The 17529-nt window shown below is 42.0% G+C and carries 13 protein-coding genes; 9 read left to right on the forward strand and 4 right to left on the reverse strand.

Going from position 1 to position 17529, the window contains the following annotated elements; genetic code table 11:
- Positions 1–2: 2 nt before the first annotated feature.
- The 3 genes from M1R56_RS04885 (at position 3) to nrdI (ending at position 2425) form a co-directional block, all read left to right on the forward strand.
- Entirely contained in the window at positions 3–1289 is a 1287-nt protein-coding gene (locus M1R56_RS04885) for a response regulator transcription factor (protein ID WP_248034804.1), read from the forward strand.
- Between the two features lie 62 nt (positions 1290–1351).
- Positions 1352–1885, forward strand: a complete 534-nt coding sequence (locus tag M1R56_RS04890) for an ABC transporter permease (protein ID WP_248034805.1) — start codon at positions 1352–1354, stop codon at positions 1883–1885.
- Positions 1886–1957: 72 nt separating this feature from the next.
- Entirely contained in the window at positions 1958–2425 is a 468-nt protein-coding gene (gene nrdI, locus M1R56_RS04895; RefSeq protein WP_075231883.1) for a class Ib ribonucleoside-diphosphate reductase assembly flavoprotein NrdI, read from the forward strand.
- A 316-nt stretch (positions 2426–2741) separates the two neighbouring features.
- Here nrdI and M1R56_RS04900 read toward each other — a convergent pair whose 3' ends face one another.
- Positions 2742–2990, reverse strand: coding sequence for a hypothetical protein (locus M1R56_RS04900; RefSeq protein ID WP_006146258.1), 249 nt, complete (start codon positions 2988–2990; stop codon positions 2742–2744).
- Between the two features lie 403 nt (positions 2991–3393).
- Complete coding sequence (argS, locus tag M1R56_RS04905) at positions 3394–5085, reverse strand: arginine--tRNA ligase (protein ID WP_248034806.1); 1692 nt, start codon at positions 5083–5085, stop codon at positions 3394–3396.
- A 143-nt stretch (positions 5086–5228) separates the two neighbouring features.
- Here argS and argR point away from each other — a divergent pair, with 143 nt between their 5' ends.
- Together argR and mutS are read left to right on the forward strand one after the other, a co-directional pair.
- The gene (argR, locus tag M1R56_RS04910; RefSeq protein WP_001231485.1) at positions 5229–5675 is read left to right on the forward strand and encodes an arginine repressor; all 447 of its coding nucleotides are present in this window, start codon (positions 5229–5231) and stop codon (positions 5673–5675) included.
- 199 nt (positions 5676–5874) lie between these two features.
- Positions 5875–8406: a DNA mismatch repair protein MutS gene (gene mutS, locus M1R56_RS04915; RefSeq protein ID WP_248034807.1), complete on the forward strand. Its 2532-nt coding sequence runs from the start codon at positions 5875–5877 to the stop codon at positions 8404–8406.
- A gap of 40 nt (positions 8407–8446) precedes the next feature.
- Here the strand turns inward: mutS and M1R56_RS04920 are convergent, their stop codons facing one another.
- The gene (locus tag M1R56_RS04920) at positions 8447–8905 is read right to left on the reverse strand and encodes a DUF3021 domain-containing protein (RefSeq protein ID WP_248034808.1); all 459 of its coding nucleotides are present in this window, start codon (positions 8903–8905) and stop codon (positions 8447–8449) included.
- Entirely contained in the window at positions 8902–9342 is a 441-nt protein-coding gene (locus M1R56_RS04925; protein WP_248034809.1) for a LytTR family DNA-binding domain-containing protein, read from the reverse strand. The genes M1R56_RS04920 and M1R56_RS04925 overlap by 4 nt, the downstream gene beginning before the upstream one ends.
- 343 nt (positions 9343–9685) lie before the next feature.
- Here M1R56_RS04925 and rpsL point away from each other — a divergent pair, with 343 nt between their 5' ends.
- The 4 genes from rpsL to M1R56_RS04945 all read left to right on the forward strand — a co-directional run bounded on the left by rpsL (position 9686) and on the right by M1R56_RS04945 (position 17485).
- The gene (gene rpsL, locus M1R56_RS04930; RefSeq protein WP_001142333.1) at positions 9686–10102 is read left to right on the forward strand and encodes a 30S ribosomal protein S12; all 417 of its coding nucleotides are present in this window, start codon (positions 9686–9688) and stop codon (positions 10100–10102) included.
- Between the two features lie 19 nt (positions 10103–10121).
- A complete protein-coding gene (gene rpsG, locus M1R56_RS04935; protein WP_000087876.1) occupies positions 10122–10592 on the forward strand; it encodes a 30S ribosomal protein S7 in 471 nt (156 codons plus the stop codon).
- A gap of 303 nt (positions 10593–10895) precedes the next feature.
- On the forward strand, positions 10896–12977 hold the full coding sequence (gene fusA / locus M1R56_RS04940; protein WP_223338321.1) for an elongation factor G: 2082 nt from the start codon (positions 10896–10898) through the stop codon (positions 12975–12977).
- 113 nt (positions 12978–13090) lie between these two features.
- The gene (locus M1R56_RS04945; protein ID WP_248034810.1) at positions 13091–17485 is read left to right on the forward strand and encodes a PolC-type DNA polymerase III; all 4395 of its coding nucleotides are present in this window, start codon (positions 13091–13093) and stop codon (positions 17483–17485) included.
- Positions 17486–17529 lie beyond the last annotated feature (44 nt).

Here is a 17529-nt window from a genome sequence, read left to right on the forward strand (position 1 = left end):
AGATGTATAAAGTACTATTAGTGGACGACGAGTACATGATTACCGAAGGTCTCAAGCGTTTGATTCCTTTTGAAAAATGGGATATGGAAGTCGTCGCTACAGCCAATCATGCCGACGACGCTCTTGACTATGTCCGAGAACATCCTGTGGATATTGTGATATCTGACGTCAACATGCCTGACAAAACAGGACTTGAAATGATTCAGGAAATGAAGGACTTGTTGCCAGATGCTTATTATATCCTACTATCGGGCTATCAAGAATTTGACTACGTCAAAAAAGCCATGAATCTCAATGTCGTTGATTATCTGGTCAAACCAGTCGATAAGGTTGAGCTTGAACGCTTGCTTGAAAAGATTGCCAGTCAGCTTGGTGAACAATCTCATGAGCCCGAAATATTGAGTCAGCAACTAGATGAAGAAGCATTCAAGGCTCATCTCAGCCAAAAAGAAAACTGGTGGATTGGGCTTTCAAAAGAAAAACAAGGGAATTTTGTCATTCCTTACTACGTTCTGGGGCAAGATTGGCAAATTGTCCTTGCTAATCAGGAATTTGAGGGCTTGTTGGTCATGCCTTTTGAGGCACCTTATCAAGCCAACTTTGAAAAATGGAAGCGTGATGTTGAAAAGACACTCTTTTATGGTTCGGTCAATTTAGATCAGTCTGAAAGTCTCTTTTCTTACTACGAACCCATTTATCGAGTGATTATCCAGGGGAATCTCCAGCAGATTATCGAGGAGTTGACCTTACTTGAGAAGATTGTTCTTGAAAATACACCGAGAGTCTCTATCACTAAGCAGCTCTTTACTCAGTTTGTTATGGATGTTTTCCATCTTTTTGAGCATTTGAAGGCAGACGACATGACAGATATTGTCAAGAACATCCATGCCATTACAACTTTTGAGGACTTAGTCGCTTATACCAAGGAAACCTTGACATCATTCTTCGGTCAATATCGAATGAATGAAAATGTGGTCAGTGTGCTCGAGGTCATTGGTAGAGACTACAAAAAAGAACTTTCCCTCAAGGATATCAGCAAGGATCTCTTTATCAATCCCGTTTATTTGGGGCAGTTGATCAAGAAGGAAACCAATTCCACCTTTGCAGAGCTTCTCAATAAGCAACGTATTAAGGCAGCTCAGCAGCTCTTGCTATCTACAAATGATAGTATTGAGGATATCTGCTATACGGTTGGATACAGTAATGTAGGTTATTTCTATAAGGTTTTTCGAAAACTGTGTGGGAAGTCTCCTAAAGCCTACCGTAAACAGGTGGAAACGAACTTGTAACAGTTGTTCTCCCTCGTAAAATATGCTATAATAATTAAAAAAATTATGAGGAGGTTACTTTTATGAAAAAGAAACCAATCTATCTTTGGGTATTGCTGATTTTATCAGCCTTACTCTCAGCAATGTCACTATTTGGAATCATATCTCCAGTACCTACTGCGGAGAGTATGAGCAATCTAGAAACATCAGCATCAGGTGTTAATGCTACTTATGCTAAGGAGCTCGTTGATTACACCATTAAGGTATCGGAGCATGGTCATTCTGTCTTCAGCATTCTCTTGGTTGTCTTATCTGTTATTCTAGTTGTTGTGGCTTTGGTTTTCCTTATTCGTAAAAACATCCAATTGGCTAACTACACTTATCTTGCTTATGTCTTCGTTGCCATCGTTGGTTCTATCTACAACTTTATCGGCGTTCAGGATGCGGTTTCACTTTTTACAGATCCTAACATCCGTATGGGAGCGGAGCTTGGTGCTAAAGGCTCTGCTATTTTGGGGGTTGTACTCAATGTTATCTTCCTAGCAATCGTCTTCTATAAGATGTGGCGTCAGCAAAAAGAATTAACAGAAACTCAAGAAGAGGAAGAACTTGCCTAAGAGTTGACAAAGGATAACTATCAAGATACAATCTTGGTAGTTATTTTTTATGATTCAAAAAAGGAGGAGAAAATGAAAAAAATTTCCTTAGTCTATATCAGTCTGAGCGGAAATACGGAGAGTTTCGTAACACGATTGAAGGCTTACCTATTAGAACAGTATGAGAACATTGAAGTAGAAAAAATTCATATTAAAGATTTGGTCAAGGAGGGGGAAGACTTTTTTGAAATGACCAACCCATATGTGGCTTTCCTACCGACTTATCTAGAAGGTGGCAATGGTGTTGACAATGGAGATGTGGAGATTTTGACTACTCCAGTAGGTGATTTTATCGCCTATGGAGACAATGCCAGTAAGTGTTTTGGTGTCGTAGGATCAGGCAATCGTAACTTTAACAACCAATACTGTTTGACGGCTAAACAATACAGCCAACGCTTTGGTTTCCCTGTATTGGCTGACTTTGAGATGCGTGGAATGCTGGGAGATATCAAAAAAATTGCAGGGATTATTGCAGAACTCTATGAATTAGAAGCTTTGTAAGAGGCCAGATTTTCTAAGGAAGAAATTTATTCTATGGATAAAGGATTTACTTCAAAAGGGAACAATCGAAATGAGTAAACTACAGAGATCATTTTTAAAGTATATAAAACGCAAACCAAGCTTCAAGGATATTATGCTATGCAGTGCCTTGCTACTCTTAGAGTTCGCTCTGTTGCAGTTCTCCAAGAAATTTCTTGATGAAAGTTTGTCAGCATACGGAACCATGGCATCACTAGGGATTGTTATACTGGTGGGAATCGTAGTTCTCAGGAAAAAATAGAAAAGGACTCGAGAAATATCATCTCGAGTCTTTTTGTTAGTTGCGAATTTCGTCAACGATTTCTTTTGAAATGGGGATCCCTAAACGGTAGCCTTTATTCACGTAATCAATGACATCGTTGATATTTTCTATCGTTTGGATCTTTTCTTTGATAGTTGCACGAAAATCTTGATCTTTCAATAGTTGGTCCTGAAGCAGTCTTTGAAGTTTCTCTTTCTCATATTTGTTGACAAGAAAGAGAAAAAGAAGACTAATAACAACTAAGATATAAGCGTATTGGCTCATAAAAATTCTCCCTAAGTGATAAAGAAATGAATAGCAAGAGAAAAGCGAAGAGTCTCCGCTTTTCAAGTCATTCTAGTGAAGTAGTTAGCTAGTCCGCTTAAAATCGGCTAGCGTATAACAATTAGGAACTTTAGTTCCTATGACTTTAAGATTATGACGTCTTTCGGTAGAACTTGATAATATTTCTATCGAAAGACTAGTGAAGCGCCTAGCCAAATCCCTTATAGGATTTGGCGTTAGTTATTTAGACTGCATTACAATAAAGTGATTAAAAGCCTACGACATGAGCCTAACCAAATCGATATTATTTGGTTAGGTGAATTAGTGAAGCGTTTAGGCAATTCGCCATATAGCGATTGCCGTCAAGAGACTAGGAACTTTAGTTCCAGTCTCTTGTAACGAATCACATCTTCTCTGGTGCCTCTACACCCAGCAGACGAAGTGCTTCTTTGAGGACAACTGCTGTTGCATAGCTAAGAGCTAGGCGACTGTCGCGTTCTGGACTTTCATCCAAAATACGAGTGTGAGCGTAGTATTTATTGAAGGCTTGAGCCAAGTTGATTGCAAATTTAGCAATGATAGAAGGTTCAAAGTTATCCGCCGCACGGTTGATAATACGTGGGAAGTCTTGGATTAGTTTGATGATTTCCCAACTTTCAGCATCATTCAAGCTATAGTTGCCAGCTGTTTCTGGTTTGAAATCCGCTTTGCGTAAGATAGATTGGATACGAGCATAGGCATATTGTACATAAGGTCCAGTTTCACCCTCGAAGGATACCATGGCCTCTAGGTCGAAGTCGTATCCATTTGTACGGTCGGTTTTGAGGTCATAGAACTTAATGGCTCCAACCCCAACAGCATGCGCTACCTGGTCTTTGTTTTCTAGTTCAGGATTTTTAGCCTCGATTTGGGCCTTGGCACGGCTAACAGCCTCTGCAACAGTAGGCTCTAGCAAGATGACATTCCCTTTACGCGTAGAGAGTTTTTTCCCTTCTTTTGTAACCAAACCAAAAGGAACATGAGTAATGTCTTCACTCCAGTCGTAGCCCATTTCTTTCAAGACAGCTTTGAGCTGTTTAAAGTGGGCAGATTGCTCTTGACCAACGACATAGATAGATTTAGCAAATTGGTATTCGTTTTTACGGTAAAGAGCTGCAGCCAAGTCACGTGTGATGTAGAGAGTTGCACCATCAGATTTTTTGATAAGGGCTGGATGTTCAATTCCATATTTCTCAAGATTCACAACTTGGGCACCTTCTGATTCAACAAGAAGGCCTTTTTCAGAAAGAATGTCTACAACTGCATCCATCTTATCGTTGTAGAAGGCTTCTCCGTTGTAGCTGTCAAATTCGACTTGCAATTCATTGTAAAGACGGTTAAATTCCACCAAACTTTCATCACGGAACCATTGCCAAAGTGCGAGAGCTTCCTCGTCTCCATTTTCCAGTTTACGGAACCATTCGCGTGCTTCTTCATCCAAACTTGGGTCATTTTCAGCTTCAGCATTGATACGAACGTAGAGTTTAAGAAGTTCATCAATTGGATGAGCTTTTACAGCCTCTTCGTCGCCCCATTTTTTGTAGGCAACAATCAGCATTCCAAACTGTTTACCCCAATCTCCCAAATGGTTGACCTTGACTGTTTGATAACCGATTTTTTGGAAAATATGTGACAAGCTATCTCCGATAACAGTTGAGCGTAGGTGGCCAATAGAAAATGGTTTAGCGATATTGGGACTAGACATGTCGATAACAACATTTTCTTGTTTGCCAATAGTTTGGTCAGCATAGTGTTCTTTTTCAGTGATAACAGCTTGCAATACTTGAGCAGAAATGGCAGATTTATCAAGGAAAAAGTTGACGTAAGGTCCTGTTGCAACAACCTTTTCAAAGGCTTGGCTGTTAATTTTTTCAGCCAGTTCAGCCGCAATCATTTGAGGTGCTTTACGTTCGACTTTTGCAAGTGAAAAAGCAGGGAAAGCAATGTCTCCCATTTCTGAGTTTTTAGGGGTTTCCAGTAAATTTAAAATAGCCTCTTGATCCAGACTGTCAATGACGCTAGCCAATTCGCTAGCGATCAATTGTTTTGTATTCATTATAAACTCCTTTGGACTTTTCTTCTATTTTATCACAATTTTGAGGAATGATAAGAATTTTTTTTGAAATATTCAGTTTTTTTGGTATAATGTTCTTATTAAATAGTTGTAAAATGTTATAAATATTCACTAGAGAGGATGTTATGAGAAAAAGAGAACGTCATCAGTTGATCAAGCAGATGATCACTGAGGAAAAATTAGGGACTCAAAAAGAGATCCAGGATCGGTTGGAAGCACGCAATGTTTTTGTGACGCAAACGACCTTGTCGCGTGACCTTCGCGAACTGGGCTTGACCAAGGTTAAGAAAAATGATAAGGTCTACTATGTACTAGCAAATGAGACAGAGAAGATTGACCTGGTTGAGTTTTTGTCCCATCATTTGGAAGGTGTAGCAAGAGCTGAGTTTACCTTAGTTTTGCACACTAAATTGGGTGAAGCCGCAGTTTTAGCCAATGTTGTCGATGCCAACAAGGATGAATGGATTTTAGGAACAGTTGCGGGTGCCAATACTCTCTTGGTAATCTGCCGAGATCAGCATGTTGCTAAACTCATGGAAGATCGTTTGTTAGATTTGATGAAGGATAGATAAGGAGGCTGGGACAAAAGTCCTAGCCTCTCAATTGCCTTTGGATTGTCGAGCAAGACGCAGTGGTTGAGTGGGTTCTACTACGCTAATTTCATCAGCTTTTACAACCCTACTCAACTGTGCGGAGGTGGGACGACGAAATCGAATTCTAACGAATTACCGATTTCTGTCCCACTCTCTATTTTTAACAAGGAGAGAATGGATGATGACAGAAAAATTATCACCTGGCATGCAACAGTATGTGGATATCAAAAAACAATATCCAGATGCTTTTTTGCTCTTTCGTATGGGTGATTTTTATGAGTTATTTTACGAAGATGCAGTCAATGCTGCCCAGATACTAGAAATATCACTAACCAGTCGCAATAAGAATGCTGACAATCCTATTCCCATGGCTGGAGTTCCTTATCACTCAGCACAACAGTATATTGATGTCCTAGTGGAGCGTGGCTACAAGGTTGCCATTGCTGAGCAGATGGAGGATCCTAAGCAGGCAGTAGGGGTTGTTAAGCGCGAGGTTGTGCAGGTGATTACCCCTGGTACGGTCGTCGATAGTAGTAAGCCAGATAGCCAAAACAACTTTTTGGTGGCTATCGACCGTGACGGTCAGCAATTTGGTTTGGCATACACGGATCTGGTGACGGGTGATTTTTATGTGACAGGCTTATTGGATTTTACCCTGGTCTGTGGTGAAATCCGGAATCTCAAGGCCAGAGAAGTTGTCATTGGCTATCCCTTAACTGAAGAGGAAGAACAGATTCTCAGCAGTCAAATGAATTTGGTGCTTTCTTATGAGCAAGAATTATTTGAAGACATACATCTGCTGGATCCACGCTTGGCGCCTATTGAACAAGCTGCCAGCAGTAAGCTTCTTAAGTATGTTCATCGGACTCAGATGAGAGAACTGAACCATTTGAAGCCAGTTATCCGTTATGAAATTAAGGATTTCTTGCAGATGGATTATGCAACCAAGGCTAGTTTAGATCTAGTAGAAAATGCTCGCTCAGGTAAGAAACAAGGGAGTCTTTTCTGGTTGTTAGATGAAACCAAGACTGCCATGGGAATGCGTCTTTTGCGCTCTTGGATCCACCGTCCCTTGATTGATAAGGATCGTATCCTTGAACGTCAGGAGGTTGTACAGGTCTTTCTGGATTATTTCTTTGAACGTAGTGATTTGACAGAAAGCCTCAAGGGAGTCTACGATATAGAGCGTCTGGCTAGTCGTGTTTCTTTTGGGAAAAGTAATCCTAAAGACCTCTTGCAATTAGCGACTACCTTGGGAAGTGTTCCACGAATTCGAGCCATTTTAGAAGGAATGGAGCAACCAGCTCTTGCCTATCTGATTGAACAATTAGATCCTATTCCTGAGTTGGAAAATCTCATTAGCGCAGCCATTGCTCCTGAGGCTCCTCACGTGATTACCGAAGGCGGTATTATTCGGACTGGCTTTGATGAGACCTTGGACAAGTATCGTCGGGTACTGAGAGAAGGAACCAGCTGGATTGCTGAGATTGAGGCTAAGGAAAGAGAAAATTCTGGCATCAGTACGCTCAAGATTGACTACAATAAAAAAGACGGTTACTATTTCCATGTCACCAACTCGCAGCTAGGTAATGTACCAGCCCACTTTTTCCGTAAGGCTACGTTGAAAAACTCTGAGCGTTTTGGAACAGAGGAGTTGGCGCGTATCGAGGGAGAAATGCTAGAGGCGCGTGAGAAGTCAGCCAGCCTTGAATATGAAATCTTTATGCGTATCCGTGAAGAAGTTGGTAAGTATATCCAACGTCTACAAGCCCTGGCCCAAGGAATCGCTACTGTCGATGTCTTACAAGGACTAGCGGTAGTAGCAGAAAATCAGCACTTGATCCGTCCAGAGTTTGGTCAGGATTCGCGAATTGACATTCAAAAAGGTCGTCACGCTGTCGTTGAGAAGGTCATGGGAGCCCAAACCTATATTCCCAATAGTATCCAAATGGGTGAAGATACTAGCATCCAGCTGATTACAGGACCTAATATGAGTGGGAAGTCAACCTATATGCGTCAGCTAGCTATGACAGCTGTCATGGCCCAGATAGGGTCTTATGTTCCGGCAGAACGCGCCCGCTTGCCAATCTTTGATGCTATTTTTACCCGTATCGGGGCGGCAGATGACTTGGTTTCAGGACAATCTACCTTTATGGTAGAGATGATGGAAGCTAATAATGCCATTTCTCATGCTACCAAGGACTCTCTCATTCTCTTTGATGAGCTAGGCCGTGGAACCGCAACTTATGATGGGATGGCTTTAGCCCAGTCTATCATCGAGTATATCCATGAGCATATTGGAGCCAAGACTCTCTTTGCGACGCACTACCATGAATTAACCAGTCTGGAAGCTAGTTTGAAACATCTGGTAAACGTTCACGTGGCTACGCTTGAGCAGAATGGCCAGGTCACTTTCCTTCATAAGATAGAACCAGGACCAGCAGACAAATCATACGGTATTCACGTTGCTAAGATTGCAGGTTTGCCAGCAGACTTACTAGCAAGGGCAGATGCGATTTTAACTCAACTAGAAAGCCAAGGTCAGGAAAGTCCAATTCCTACCAAACAAAATACTGTCAATGAGCAGATGTCTCTCTTTGATGAAAAAGAGGAAAATCCAATCCTGACAGAATTGGCGAATCTAGATGTTTACAATATAACACCTATGCAAGCTCTGAATCTCTTGTTAGAGCTGAAGCAAAAATTATAAGTCAAAACCCACTCAGTCCTGTGAGTGGGTTTCTTGTATATTAGTGTTTTTGAGCCAATAGTTGATTGATGTGTGCAACCTTTTTGGATTCTCTCTTGTAGAGAATAACCCAGATGATGAGGTAGACGATTGCAAACTCTGGGATGAGCTGAAGGATGAAAGTCCAGTGAAGCGGGAACCAGCCTGCTAGGATTGCTAGAGGGACAAAACCAAGCAACATAAGGAAGAAGTGAGTGACAGTAGCTCGAAGGAGACTCCAGTCTTGAGCAAAGAGACGACCGCCAAAACTAAAGAGGACTCCAATCGCTGCCCAGATAAGCAGACAGTAAAGTAAGACGAGTGATCCATGCACCTGATGTTGGGTCATGAATTGACCGATCAAAGAGTTGGGGCTTAGAGGTGCGTAGTTACTTGGTGAGTGGATAAACGAAAAGATAATAGATAGGATGAGGCCGATGAGGATACCAGTTGTGGCATCGTGAAATACTTGTTTTTTCATAGTTCTAATTTCTCCTTAATAGCTTTGAGGTAACGGCGAGATGAGTAGGTGAAACTGTCATTTTTTAGATAGATTTCAATCAAGCCGTTAGAGGTTAGTTTTAGATGACTAATAGCATCAATGTTGACAATTTCCGATTGGGAAATTTGGATAAAGGAAGCAGGTAGAATTTCACTTGCTTGGTAAAGACGGATGTCGAGAGCGTAGGTTCGACTATCAGTTTCAGCCAAAACTTTACGATTTTCAATGTAAATTCGCTGGATCTTGCTAATCTGAATCAAGTAGACCTGGTCTTGAAATTTTCCTTTGATGGTCTCCTTTTGATCCAGAGATTGGACAAAGTCCTGAACTTTTTGAACTCGAGTGGACAAGGTTGGCGCTTCGATTATGATTTGTTCTTCAGTATGTTGTGCATCAATGTTAAGTCTGACTTTCATAATTTCTCCTTTATAAAGTTGTAATAGAGATCTCTTGATTACAAATCTATTAAACACCATTTTGTCGACAAATACAAGAAGGTTTGTCTATGTGGTCGGTTGAAGAGCCTATCTGGTAGGTGACCGTTTTCATAGAATTTTTAGAGTAAAGAAGTCAAAAAATAAGAAGAAATATATTGACAAAAATAGAAAAAACGTGGTACAATAATAGACGGTACTTTTTACTTTTGGTCTCTCAAGAGTGTACAGGGACGTGCTGACAAATGTTGCAAAAGTACACACAGATGATAGCTGTCACCAAGTGTATCATCACCAAAAATAAAAAAAACACAGGAGAATGTAGATGCCTACAATTAACCAATTGGTTCGCAAACCGCGTAAATCAAAAGTAGAAAAATCTAAATCACCAGCTTTGAACGTTGGTTACAACAGTCATAAAAAAGTTCAAACAAACGTTTCTTCACCACAAAAACGTGGTGTTGCAACTCGTGTTGGAACAATGACACCTAAAAAACCTAACTCTGCCCTTCGTAAATTTGCTCGTGTACGTTTGAGCAACCTTATCGAAGTTACTGCCTACATCCCAGGTATCGGACACAACTTGCAAGAGCACAGCGTGGTGCTTCTTCGCGGTGGACGTGTAAAAGACCTTCCAGGGGTACGTTACCATATCGTCCGTGGTGCACTTGATACTGCAGGTGTTAACGATCGTAAACAAGGCCGTTCTAAATACGGTACTAAACGTCCGAAAAAAGCATAAGGAAAGGGGATAAAGAGAAATGAGTCGTAAAAATAGAGCTCCAAAACGTGACGTATTGCCAGATCCGCTTTACAATTCACAATTAGTTACTCGTCTTATCAACCGCGTTATGCTTGACGGTAAACGTGGTACAGCTGCTTCAATCGTTTACGGTGCTTTTGAACAAATCAAAGAAGTTACTGGTAACGATGCACTTGAAGTATTTGAAACAGCTATGGAAAACATCATGCCTGTACTTGAAGTACGTGCACGTCGTGTTGGTGGTTCTAACTACCAAGTCCCAGTTGAAGTTCGTCCAGAACGTCGTACAACACTTGGACTTCGTTGGTTGGTAACAATCGCTCGCCTTCGTGGTGAACACACAATGCAAGACCGTCTTGCAAAAGAAATCTTGGACGCTGCTAACAACACTGGTGCAGCAGTTAAGAAACGTGAAGACACTCACCGTATGGCTGAAGCTAACCGTGCCTTCGCACACTTCCGTTGGTAAAATCATGATGCTAGGAACGGCAAGGATGCAAAGTGAAAATAGGAAACTGACGCAGTATTCGACGAATACAAGGAAGTTTATCTTTTTCACACAGCATCCCGTTCCGGCTCAAATCGGCTAACTAACTTTAGCCCGGGTTCAATTTAGCTCGGTCAGCTCTTAGCTATAACTCAACTTACCATTTCGTAAGTTGAAACCAACAATAACATGAAAACATTGAGAACGGGTGGGTCCTGCCTATCCGTTTTTATTAAATCGTGTTATAATAGAATAGAAATAAAAAATATAGGAGAAACAAACCTCATGGCACGCGAATTTTCACTTGAAAAAACTCGTAATATCGGTATCATGGCTCACGTCGATGCTGGTAAAACAACTACAACTGAGCGTATCCTTTACTACACTGGTAAAATCCACAAAATCGGTGAAACTCACGAAGGTGCGTCACAAATGGACTGGATGGAGCAAGAGCAAGAACGTGGTATCACTATCACATCTGCTGCGACAACAGCTCAATGGAACAACCACCGCGTAAACATCATCGACACACCAGGACACGTGGACTTCACAATCGAAGTACAACGTTCTCTTCGTGTATTGGACGGTGCGGTTACAGTTCTTGACTCACAATCAGGTGTTGAGCCTCAAACTGAAACAGTTTGGCGTCAAGCAACTGAGTACGGAGTTCCACGTATCGTATTTGCCAACAAAATGGACAAAATCGGTGCTGACTTCCTTTACTCAGTAAGCACTCTTCATGATCGTCTTCAAGCTAACGCACACCCAATTCAATTGCCAATCGGTTCTGAAGATGACTTCCGTGGAATCATCGACTTGATCAAGATGAAAGCTGAAATCTATACTAACGACCTTGGTACAGATATCCTTGAAGAAGATATTCCAGCTGAATACCTTGACCAAGCTCAAGAGTACCGTGAAAAATTGATCGAAGCAGTTGCTGAAACTGACGAAGAATTGATGATGAAATACCTCGAAGGTGAAGAAATCACTAACGAAGAATTGAAAGCTGGTATCCGTAAAGCGACTATCAATGTTGAATTCTTCCCAGTATTGTGTGGTTCTGCCTTCAAGAACAAAGGTGTTCAATTGATGCTTGATGCGGTTATTGACTACCTTCCAAGCCCACTTGATATCCCAGCGATCAAAGGTATCAACCCAGATACAGAAGAAGAAGAAACTCGTCCAGCATCTGACGAAGAGCCATTTGCAGCTCTTGCCTTCAAGATCATGACTGACCCATTCGTAGGTCGTTTGACATTCTTCCGTGTTTACTCAGGTGTTCTTCAATCAGGTTCTTACGTCTTGAACACTTCTAAAGGTAAACGTGAACGTATCGGACGTATCCTTCAAATGCACGCTAACAGCCGTCAAGAAATCGACACTGTTTACTCAGGTGATATCGCTGCTGCCGTTGGTTTGAAAGACACTACAACTGGTGACTCATTGACAGATGAAAAAGCTAAAATCATCCTTGAGTCAATCAACGTTCCAGAACCAGTTATCCAATTGATGGTTGAGCCTAAATCTAAAGCAGACCAAGATAAGATGGGTATCGCCCTTCAAAAATTGGCTGAAGAAGATCCAACATTCCGCGTTGAAACTAACGTTGAAACTGGTGAAACAGTTATCTCTGGTATGGGTGAGCTTCACCTTGACGTCCTTGTTGACCGTATGCGTCGTGAGTTCAAAGTTGAAGCGAACGTAGGTGCTCCTCAAGTATCTTACCGTGAAACATTCCGCGCTTCTACTCAAGCACGTGGATTCTTCAAACGTCAGTCTGGTGGTAAAGGTCAGTTCGGTGATGTATGGATTGAATTTACTCCAAACGAAGAAGGAAAAGGATTCGAATTCGAAAACGCAATCGTCGGTGGTGTGGTTCCTCGTGAATTTATCCCAGCGGTTGAAAAAGGTTTGGTAGAATCTATGGCTAACGGTGTTCTTGCTGGTTACCCAATGGTTGACGTTAAAGCTAAGCTTTACGATGGTTCATACCACGATGTCGACTCATCTGAAACTGCCTTCAAGATTGCTGCATCTCTTGCACTTAAAGAAGCTGCTAAGACTGCACAACCAGCTATCCTTGAACCAATGATGCTTGTAACAATCACTGTTCCAGAAGAAAACCTTGGTGATGTTATGGGTCACGTAACTGCTCGTCGTGGACGTGTAGATGGTATGGAAGCACACGGTAACAGCCAAATCGTTCGTGCTTACGTTCCACTTGCTGAAATGTTCGGTTACGCAACAGTTCTTCGTTCTGCATCACAAGGACGTGGTACATTTATGATGGTATTTGACCACTACGAAGATGTACCTAAGTCAGTACAAGAAGAAATCATTAAGAAAAACAAAGGTGAAGACTAATTCACCGTCACTTTAAAAGAAGTCACTTTGTGGCTTCTTTTTCTGTTTGGTAGAAATAGGAAAAAGTACCTCAAATATGGTAAAATAGAAGGAGTATATTGTGAGGAAAATGGATGTCAACCACTTTTGAAATTTTAATGAATCAGTTGGGAATCCCCGCTGAAATGAGAAATCATGAGGCCTTCTCTCAGGCTGAAATAGAACAAGTTATTGTTCATAAACGAAGCAAAGTTTGGGAGTTTCGTTTTGTTTTTGAAAATATCTTACCTTTTGAACTTTTTCTAGAGTTGAAAAGAGGTTTGAAGGATGAATTCTCAAAAACTGGAAATCAGGCTAGTTTTGAGATAAAAACGCGAAATCAGGAATTTTCTAGAGAACTTTTACAAGCCTACTATCGAGAGGCTTTTTCGGATGGTCCTTGCGCTAGTCAAGGTTTTCGTTCTATATATCAGAATTTTAAGATTCGCTTTGAAAATGACCAATTAATCATTGAAGCTTCTGAAGCGGCAGATACAGAGCATTTTAGAAAAAATCATCTGCCAAATCTTAGCAAACAGCTGGAATTTTTTGGTTTTCCTAAACTTTCTTGCATCTTAGAAAAAAATGAAGAACTCACGAGGGAAGAGCAAGAGGCCTTTCAGACGGAAAATCAAATGATTATCCAAGCAGCTAATGAAGAAACTCTTCGGGCTATGGAACAGTTAGAACAGATGGCACCGCCTCCTCCAGTTGAGGACAAACCTGTCTTTGATTTTCAAGCCAAGAAGGCAGCTGCAAAACCTAAACTTGACAAGGCGGAGATTACTCCAATGATCGAGGTCGATACCGAGGAAAATCGTCTGGTTTTTGAAGGTGTTGTCTTTGATGTTGAGCAAAAGGTGACTAGAACGGGGCGTGTCTTGATTAATTTCAAGATGACGGACTATACATCTAGCTTCTCCATGCAAAAATGGGTTAAAAATGAAGAAGAAGCTCAGAAATTTGACATGATCAAGAAAAATTCTTGGCTCCGTGTTCGAGGAAATGTCGAGGTCAATAATTTTACACGAGATTTGACCATGAATGTGCAAGATGTGCAGGAAGTTGTTCACTATGAACGTAAGGACTTGATGCCAGAAGGTGAGCGTCGCGTTGAGTTTCATGCCCATACCAACATGTCGACCATGGATGCACTTCCTGAGGTCGAGGAAATCGTTGGAACAGCAGCAAAATGGGGCCACAAAGCAGTGGCAATCACAGACCACGGCAATGTGCAGTCATTCCCTCATGGTTATAAGGCAGCTAAGAAAGCTGGTATCCAGCTGATCTATGGGATGGAAGCCAATATCGTTGAAGACCGTGTCCCTATCGTCTATAACGAAGTGGAGATGGACTTGTCAGAAGCGACCTATGTGGTCTTTGACGTAGAAACGACAGGTCTATCTGCTATCTATAATGACTTGATTCAGGTGGCGGCTTCCAAGATGTATAAGGGCAATATCATCGCTGAGTTTGATGAATTTATCAATCCAGGGCATCCCTTGTCAGCTTTTACTACTGAGTTGACTGGAATTACGGATGACCATGTAAAAAATGCTAAACCCTTGGTTCAAGTTCTGAAAGAATTCCAAGAATTTTGTAAGGATACCGTTCTTGTCGCCCATAATGCAAGCTTTGACGTTGGTTTTATGAATGCCAATTATGAACGTCATGGTCTTCCAAAAATAACTCAGCCTGTCATCGATACGCTAGAGTTCGCTAGAAATCTTTATCCAGAGTACAAGCGACATGGTTTGGGACCCTTGACCAAACGTTTTGGTGTAGCTCTAGAACACCACCACATGGCCAACTATGATGCGGAAGCAACTGGCCGTCTTCTCTTTATCTTTATCAAAGAAGTAGCAGAAAAACATGGTGTGACAGATTTGGCTAGATTGAACCTTGATTTAATCAGTCCAGATTCTTATAAAAAAGCTCGAGTCAAGCATGCGACCATCTATGTGAAAAATCAGGTGGGCTTGAAAAATATCTTTAAACTGGTTTCTCTCTCAAATACCCAGTACTTTGAAGGAGTTCCACGAATTCCACGTACGGTGCTAGATGCCCATCGAGAAGGTTTAATCTTGGGATCCGCTTGTACAGAAGGAGAAGTCTTTGATGCAGTCGTGTCACAAGGGGTAGATGCGGCAGTCGAAGTTGCTAAATACTATGACTTTATCGAGGTCATGCCTCCTGCTATCTATGCACCTCTGATTGCCAAAGAGCAGGTCAAGGATATGGAGGAGCTCCACACTATCATCAAGAGCTTGATTGAGGTCGGATACCGTCTTGGTAAGCCAGTTCTTGCGACAGGAAATGTCCACTATATCGAACCTGAGGATGAAATTTATCGCGAAATCATCGTCCGCAGTCTAGGTCAGGGAGCCATGATTAACCGAACGATCGGTCATGGAGAAGCTGCCCAACCAGCTCCGCTACCCAAGGCACATTTTAGAACGACCAATGAAATGTTGGACGAATTTGCCTTTCTAGGAGAAGACTTGGCTCGTAAGATTGTCATTGAAAATACCAATGCCTTGGCAGAGATCTTTGAGCCTGTCGAGGTCGTTAAAGGAGACTTGTATACACCTTTCATTGACAAGGCTGAGGAAACGGTCGCCGAATTGACCTACAAGAAAGCTTTTGAGATTTATGGAAATCCACTGCCAGATATCGTTGATTTACGAATTGAAAAGGAATTAACTTCTATCCTGGGGAATGGATTTGCTGTGATTTATCTGGCCTCGCAGATGCTAGTGCATCGTTCAAACGAACGAGGCTACTTGGTTGGTTCCCGTGGGTCTGTCGGATCTAGTTTCGTTGCGACTATGATTGGAATTACCGAGGTCAATCCTCTCTCTCCTCACTATGTCTGTGGTCAGTGTCAGTACAGTGAATTTATCACGGATGGTTCCTACGGTTCAGGCTTTGATATGCCAGATAAAGAATGTCCAAACTGTGGCCACAAGCTCAGCAAGAATGGACAGGATATTCCTTTCGAGACCTTCCTTGGTTTTGATGGGGATAAGGTACCTGATATTGATTTGAACTTCTCAGGTGAAGACCAACCGAGCGCCCACTTGGATGTTCGTGATATCTTTGGGGAAGAGTATGCCTTCCGTGCAGGAACGGTTGGTACGGTGGCTGCTAAGACCGCCTATGGATTTGTCAAGGGTTACGAGCGTGACTATGGCAAATTCTACCGAGAAGCTGAAGTAGAGCGCCTTGCCCAAGGGGCTGCCGGTGTCAAACGGACGACTGGTCAGCACCCAGGAGGAATTGTTGTTATCCCTAATTATATGGATGTCTATGACTTTACTCCAGTACAGTATCCTGCAGATGATGTCACTGCTGAATGGCAGACTACTCACTTTAACTTCCACGATATTGATGAGAACGTCCTCAAGCTCGATGTCCTGGGTCATGATGATCCGACCATGATTCGGAAACTGCAGGACTTGTCAGGCATTGATCCAAATGATATTCCTCTGGATGATCCTGGTGTCATGGCCCTTTTCTCAGGTACAGATATCCTAGGAGTGACGGCTGAGCAAATCGGGACTTCAACTGGTATGCTTGGTATTCCAGAGTTTGGAACTAACTTTGTTCGAGGCATGGTGGATGAAACCCATCCGACGACCTTTGCGGAGTTGCTTCAGCTTTCTGGGCTGTCTCACGGTACCGACGTATGGTTGGGAAATGCCCAGGATTTGATTAAGGCTGGGATTGCGGACTTATCAACCGTTATCGGATGTCGGGATGATATCATGGTTTACCTCATGCACGCGGGTCTAGATCCTAAGATGGCCTTTACCATCATGGAGCGAGTGCGTAAGGGCTTGTGGCTCAAAATCTCAGAAGAAGAGCGCAATGGTTATATCGAAGCCATGAAGGCCAATAATGTGCCTGAGTGGTATATCGAATCTTGTGGAAAAATCAAATACATGTTCCCTAAAGCCCATGCGGCAGCCTACGTTATGATGGCCCTTCGTGTGGCCTACTTCAAGGTTCACCATCCGATTTATTATTACTGTGCTTACTTCTCAATCCGTGCTAAGGCCTTTGATATCAAGACCATGGGTGCAGGCTTGGATGCCATTAAACGCAAGATGCAAGAAATTGCTGAAAAACGTAAGAACAATGAAGCCTCTAATGTGGAAATTGATCTCTATACAACTCTTGAAATTGTCAACGAGATGTGGGAACGTGGTTTTAAATTTGGGAAACTAGACCTCTATCGCAGTGATGCGACTGAATTCATCATCGATGGAGACACCCTTATCCCGCCGTTTGTCGCTATGGATGGACTAGGAGAGAACGTTGCCAAGCAATTGGTTCGTGCCCGTCAAGAGGGAGAATTTCTCTCTAAAACTGAACTCCGCAAACGTGGTGGACTCTCATCAACCTTGGTTGAAAAAATGGATGAAATGGGAATTCTCGGCAATATGCCAGAGGATAACCAGTTGAGCTTGTTTGATGATTTGTTTTAAATAGAAATTAACAGACGGACAAATATTGTCCATCTGTTTTGTTA

Origin of the sequence: Streptococcus sp. oral taxon 431 (assembly GCF_023115445.1) — a bacterium.
Taxonomy (GTDB): Bacteria; Bacillota; Bacilli; order Lactobacillales; family Streptococcaceae; genus Streptococcus.

Excerpts from the sequence above, each read along its gene's own strand:
- M1R56_RS04945 (WP_248034810.1), top strand. The coding sequence starts at position 13,091 with ATGTCAACCACTTTTGAAATTTTAATGAATCAGTTGGGAATCCCCGCT.
- fusA (WP_223338321.1), top strand. The coding sequence starts at position 10,896 with ATGGCACGCGAATTTTCACTTGAAAAAACTCGTAATATCGGTATCATG.
- rpsG (WP_000087876.1), top strand. The coding sequence starts at position 10,122 with ATGAGTCGTAAAAATAGAGCTCCAAAACGTGACGTATTGCCAGATCCG.
- M1R56_RS04925 (WP_248034809.1), bottom strand. The coding sequence starts at position 9,342 with ATGAAAGTCAGACTTAACATTGATGCACAACATACTGAAGAACAAATC.
- nrdI (WP_075231883.1), top strand. The coding sequence starts at position 1,958 with ATGAAAAAAATTTCCTTAGTCTATATCAGTCTGAGCGGAAATACGGAG.
- rpsL (WP_001142333.1), top strand. The coding sequence starts at position 9,686 with ATGCCTACAATTAACCAATTGGTTCGCAAACCGCGTAAATCAAAAGTA.
- argR (WP_001231485.1), top strand. The coding sequence starts at position 5,229 with ATGAGAAAAAGAGAACGTCATCAGTTGATCAAGCAGATGATCACTGAG.
- M1R56_RS04890 (WP_248034805.1), top strand. The coding sequence starts at position 1,352 with ATGAAAAAGAAACCAATCTATCTTTGGGTATTGCTGATTTTATCAGCC.
- M1R56_RS04900 (WP_006146258.1), bottom strand. The coding sequence starts at position 2,990 with ATGAGCCAATACGCTTATATCTTAGTTGTTATTAGTCTTCTTTTTCTC.
- M1R56_RS04885 (WP_248034804.1), top strand. The coding sequence starts at position 3 with ATGTATAAAGTACTATTAGTGGACGACGAGTACATGATTACCGAAGGT.
- mutS (WP_248034807.1), top strand. The coding sequence starts at position 5,875 with ATGATGACAGAAAAATTATCACCTGGCATGCAACAGTATGTGGATATC.
- argS (WP_248034806.1), bottom strand. The coding sequence starts at position 5,085 with ATGAATACAAAACAATTGATCGCTAGCGAATTGGCTAGCGTCATTGAC.
- M1R56_RS04920 (WP_248034808.1), bottom strand. The coding sequence starts at position 8,905 with ATGAAAAAACAAGTATTTCACGATGCCACAACTGGTATCCTCATCGGC.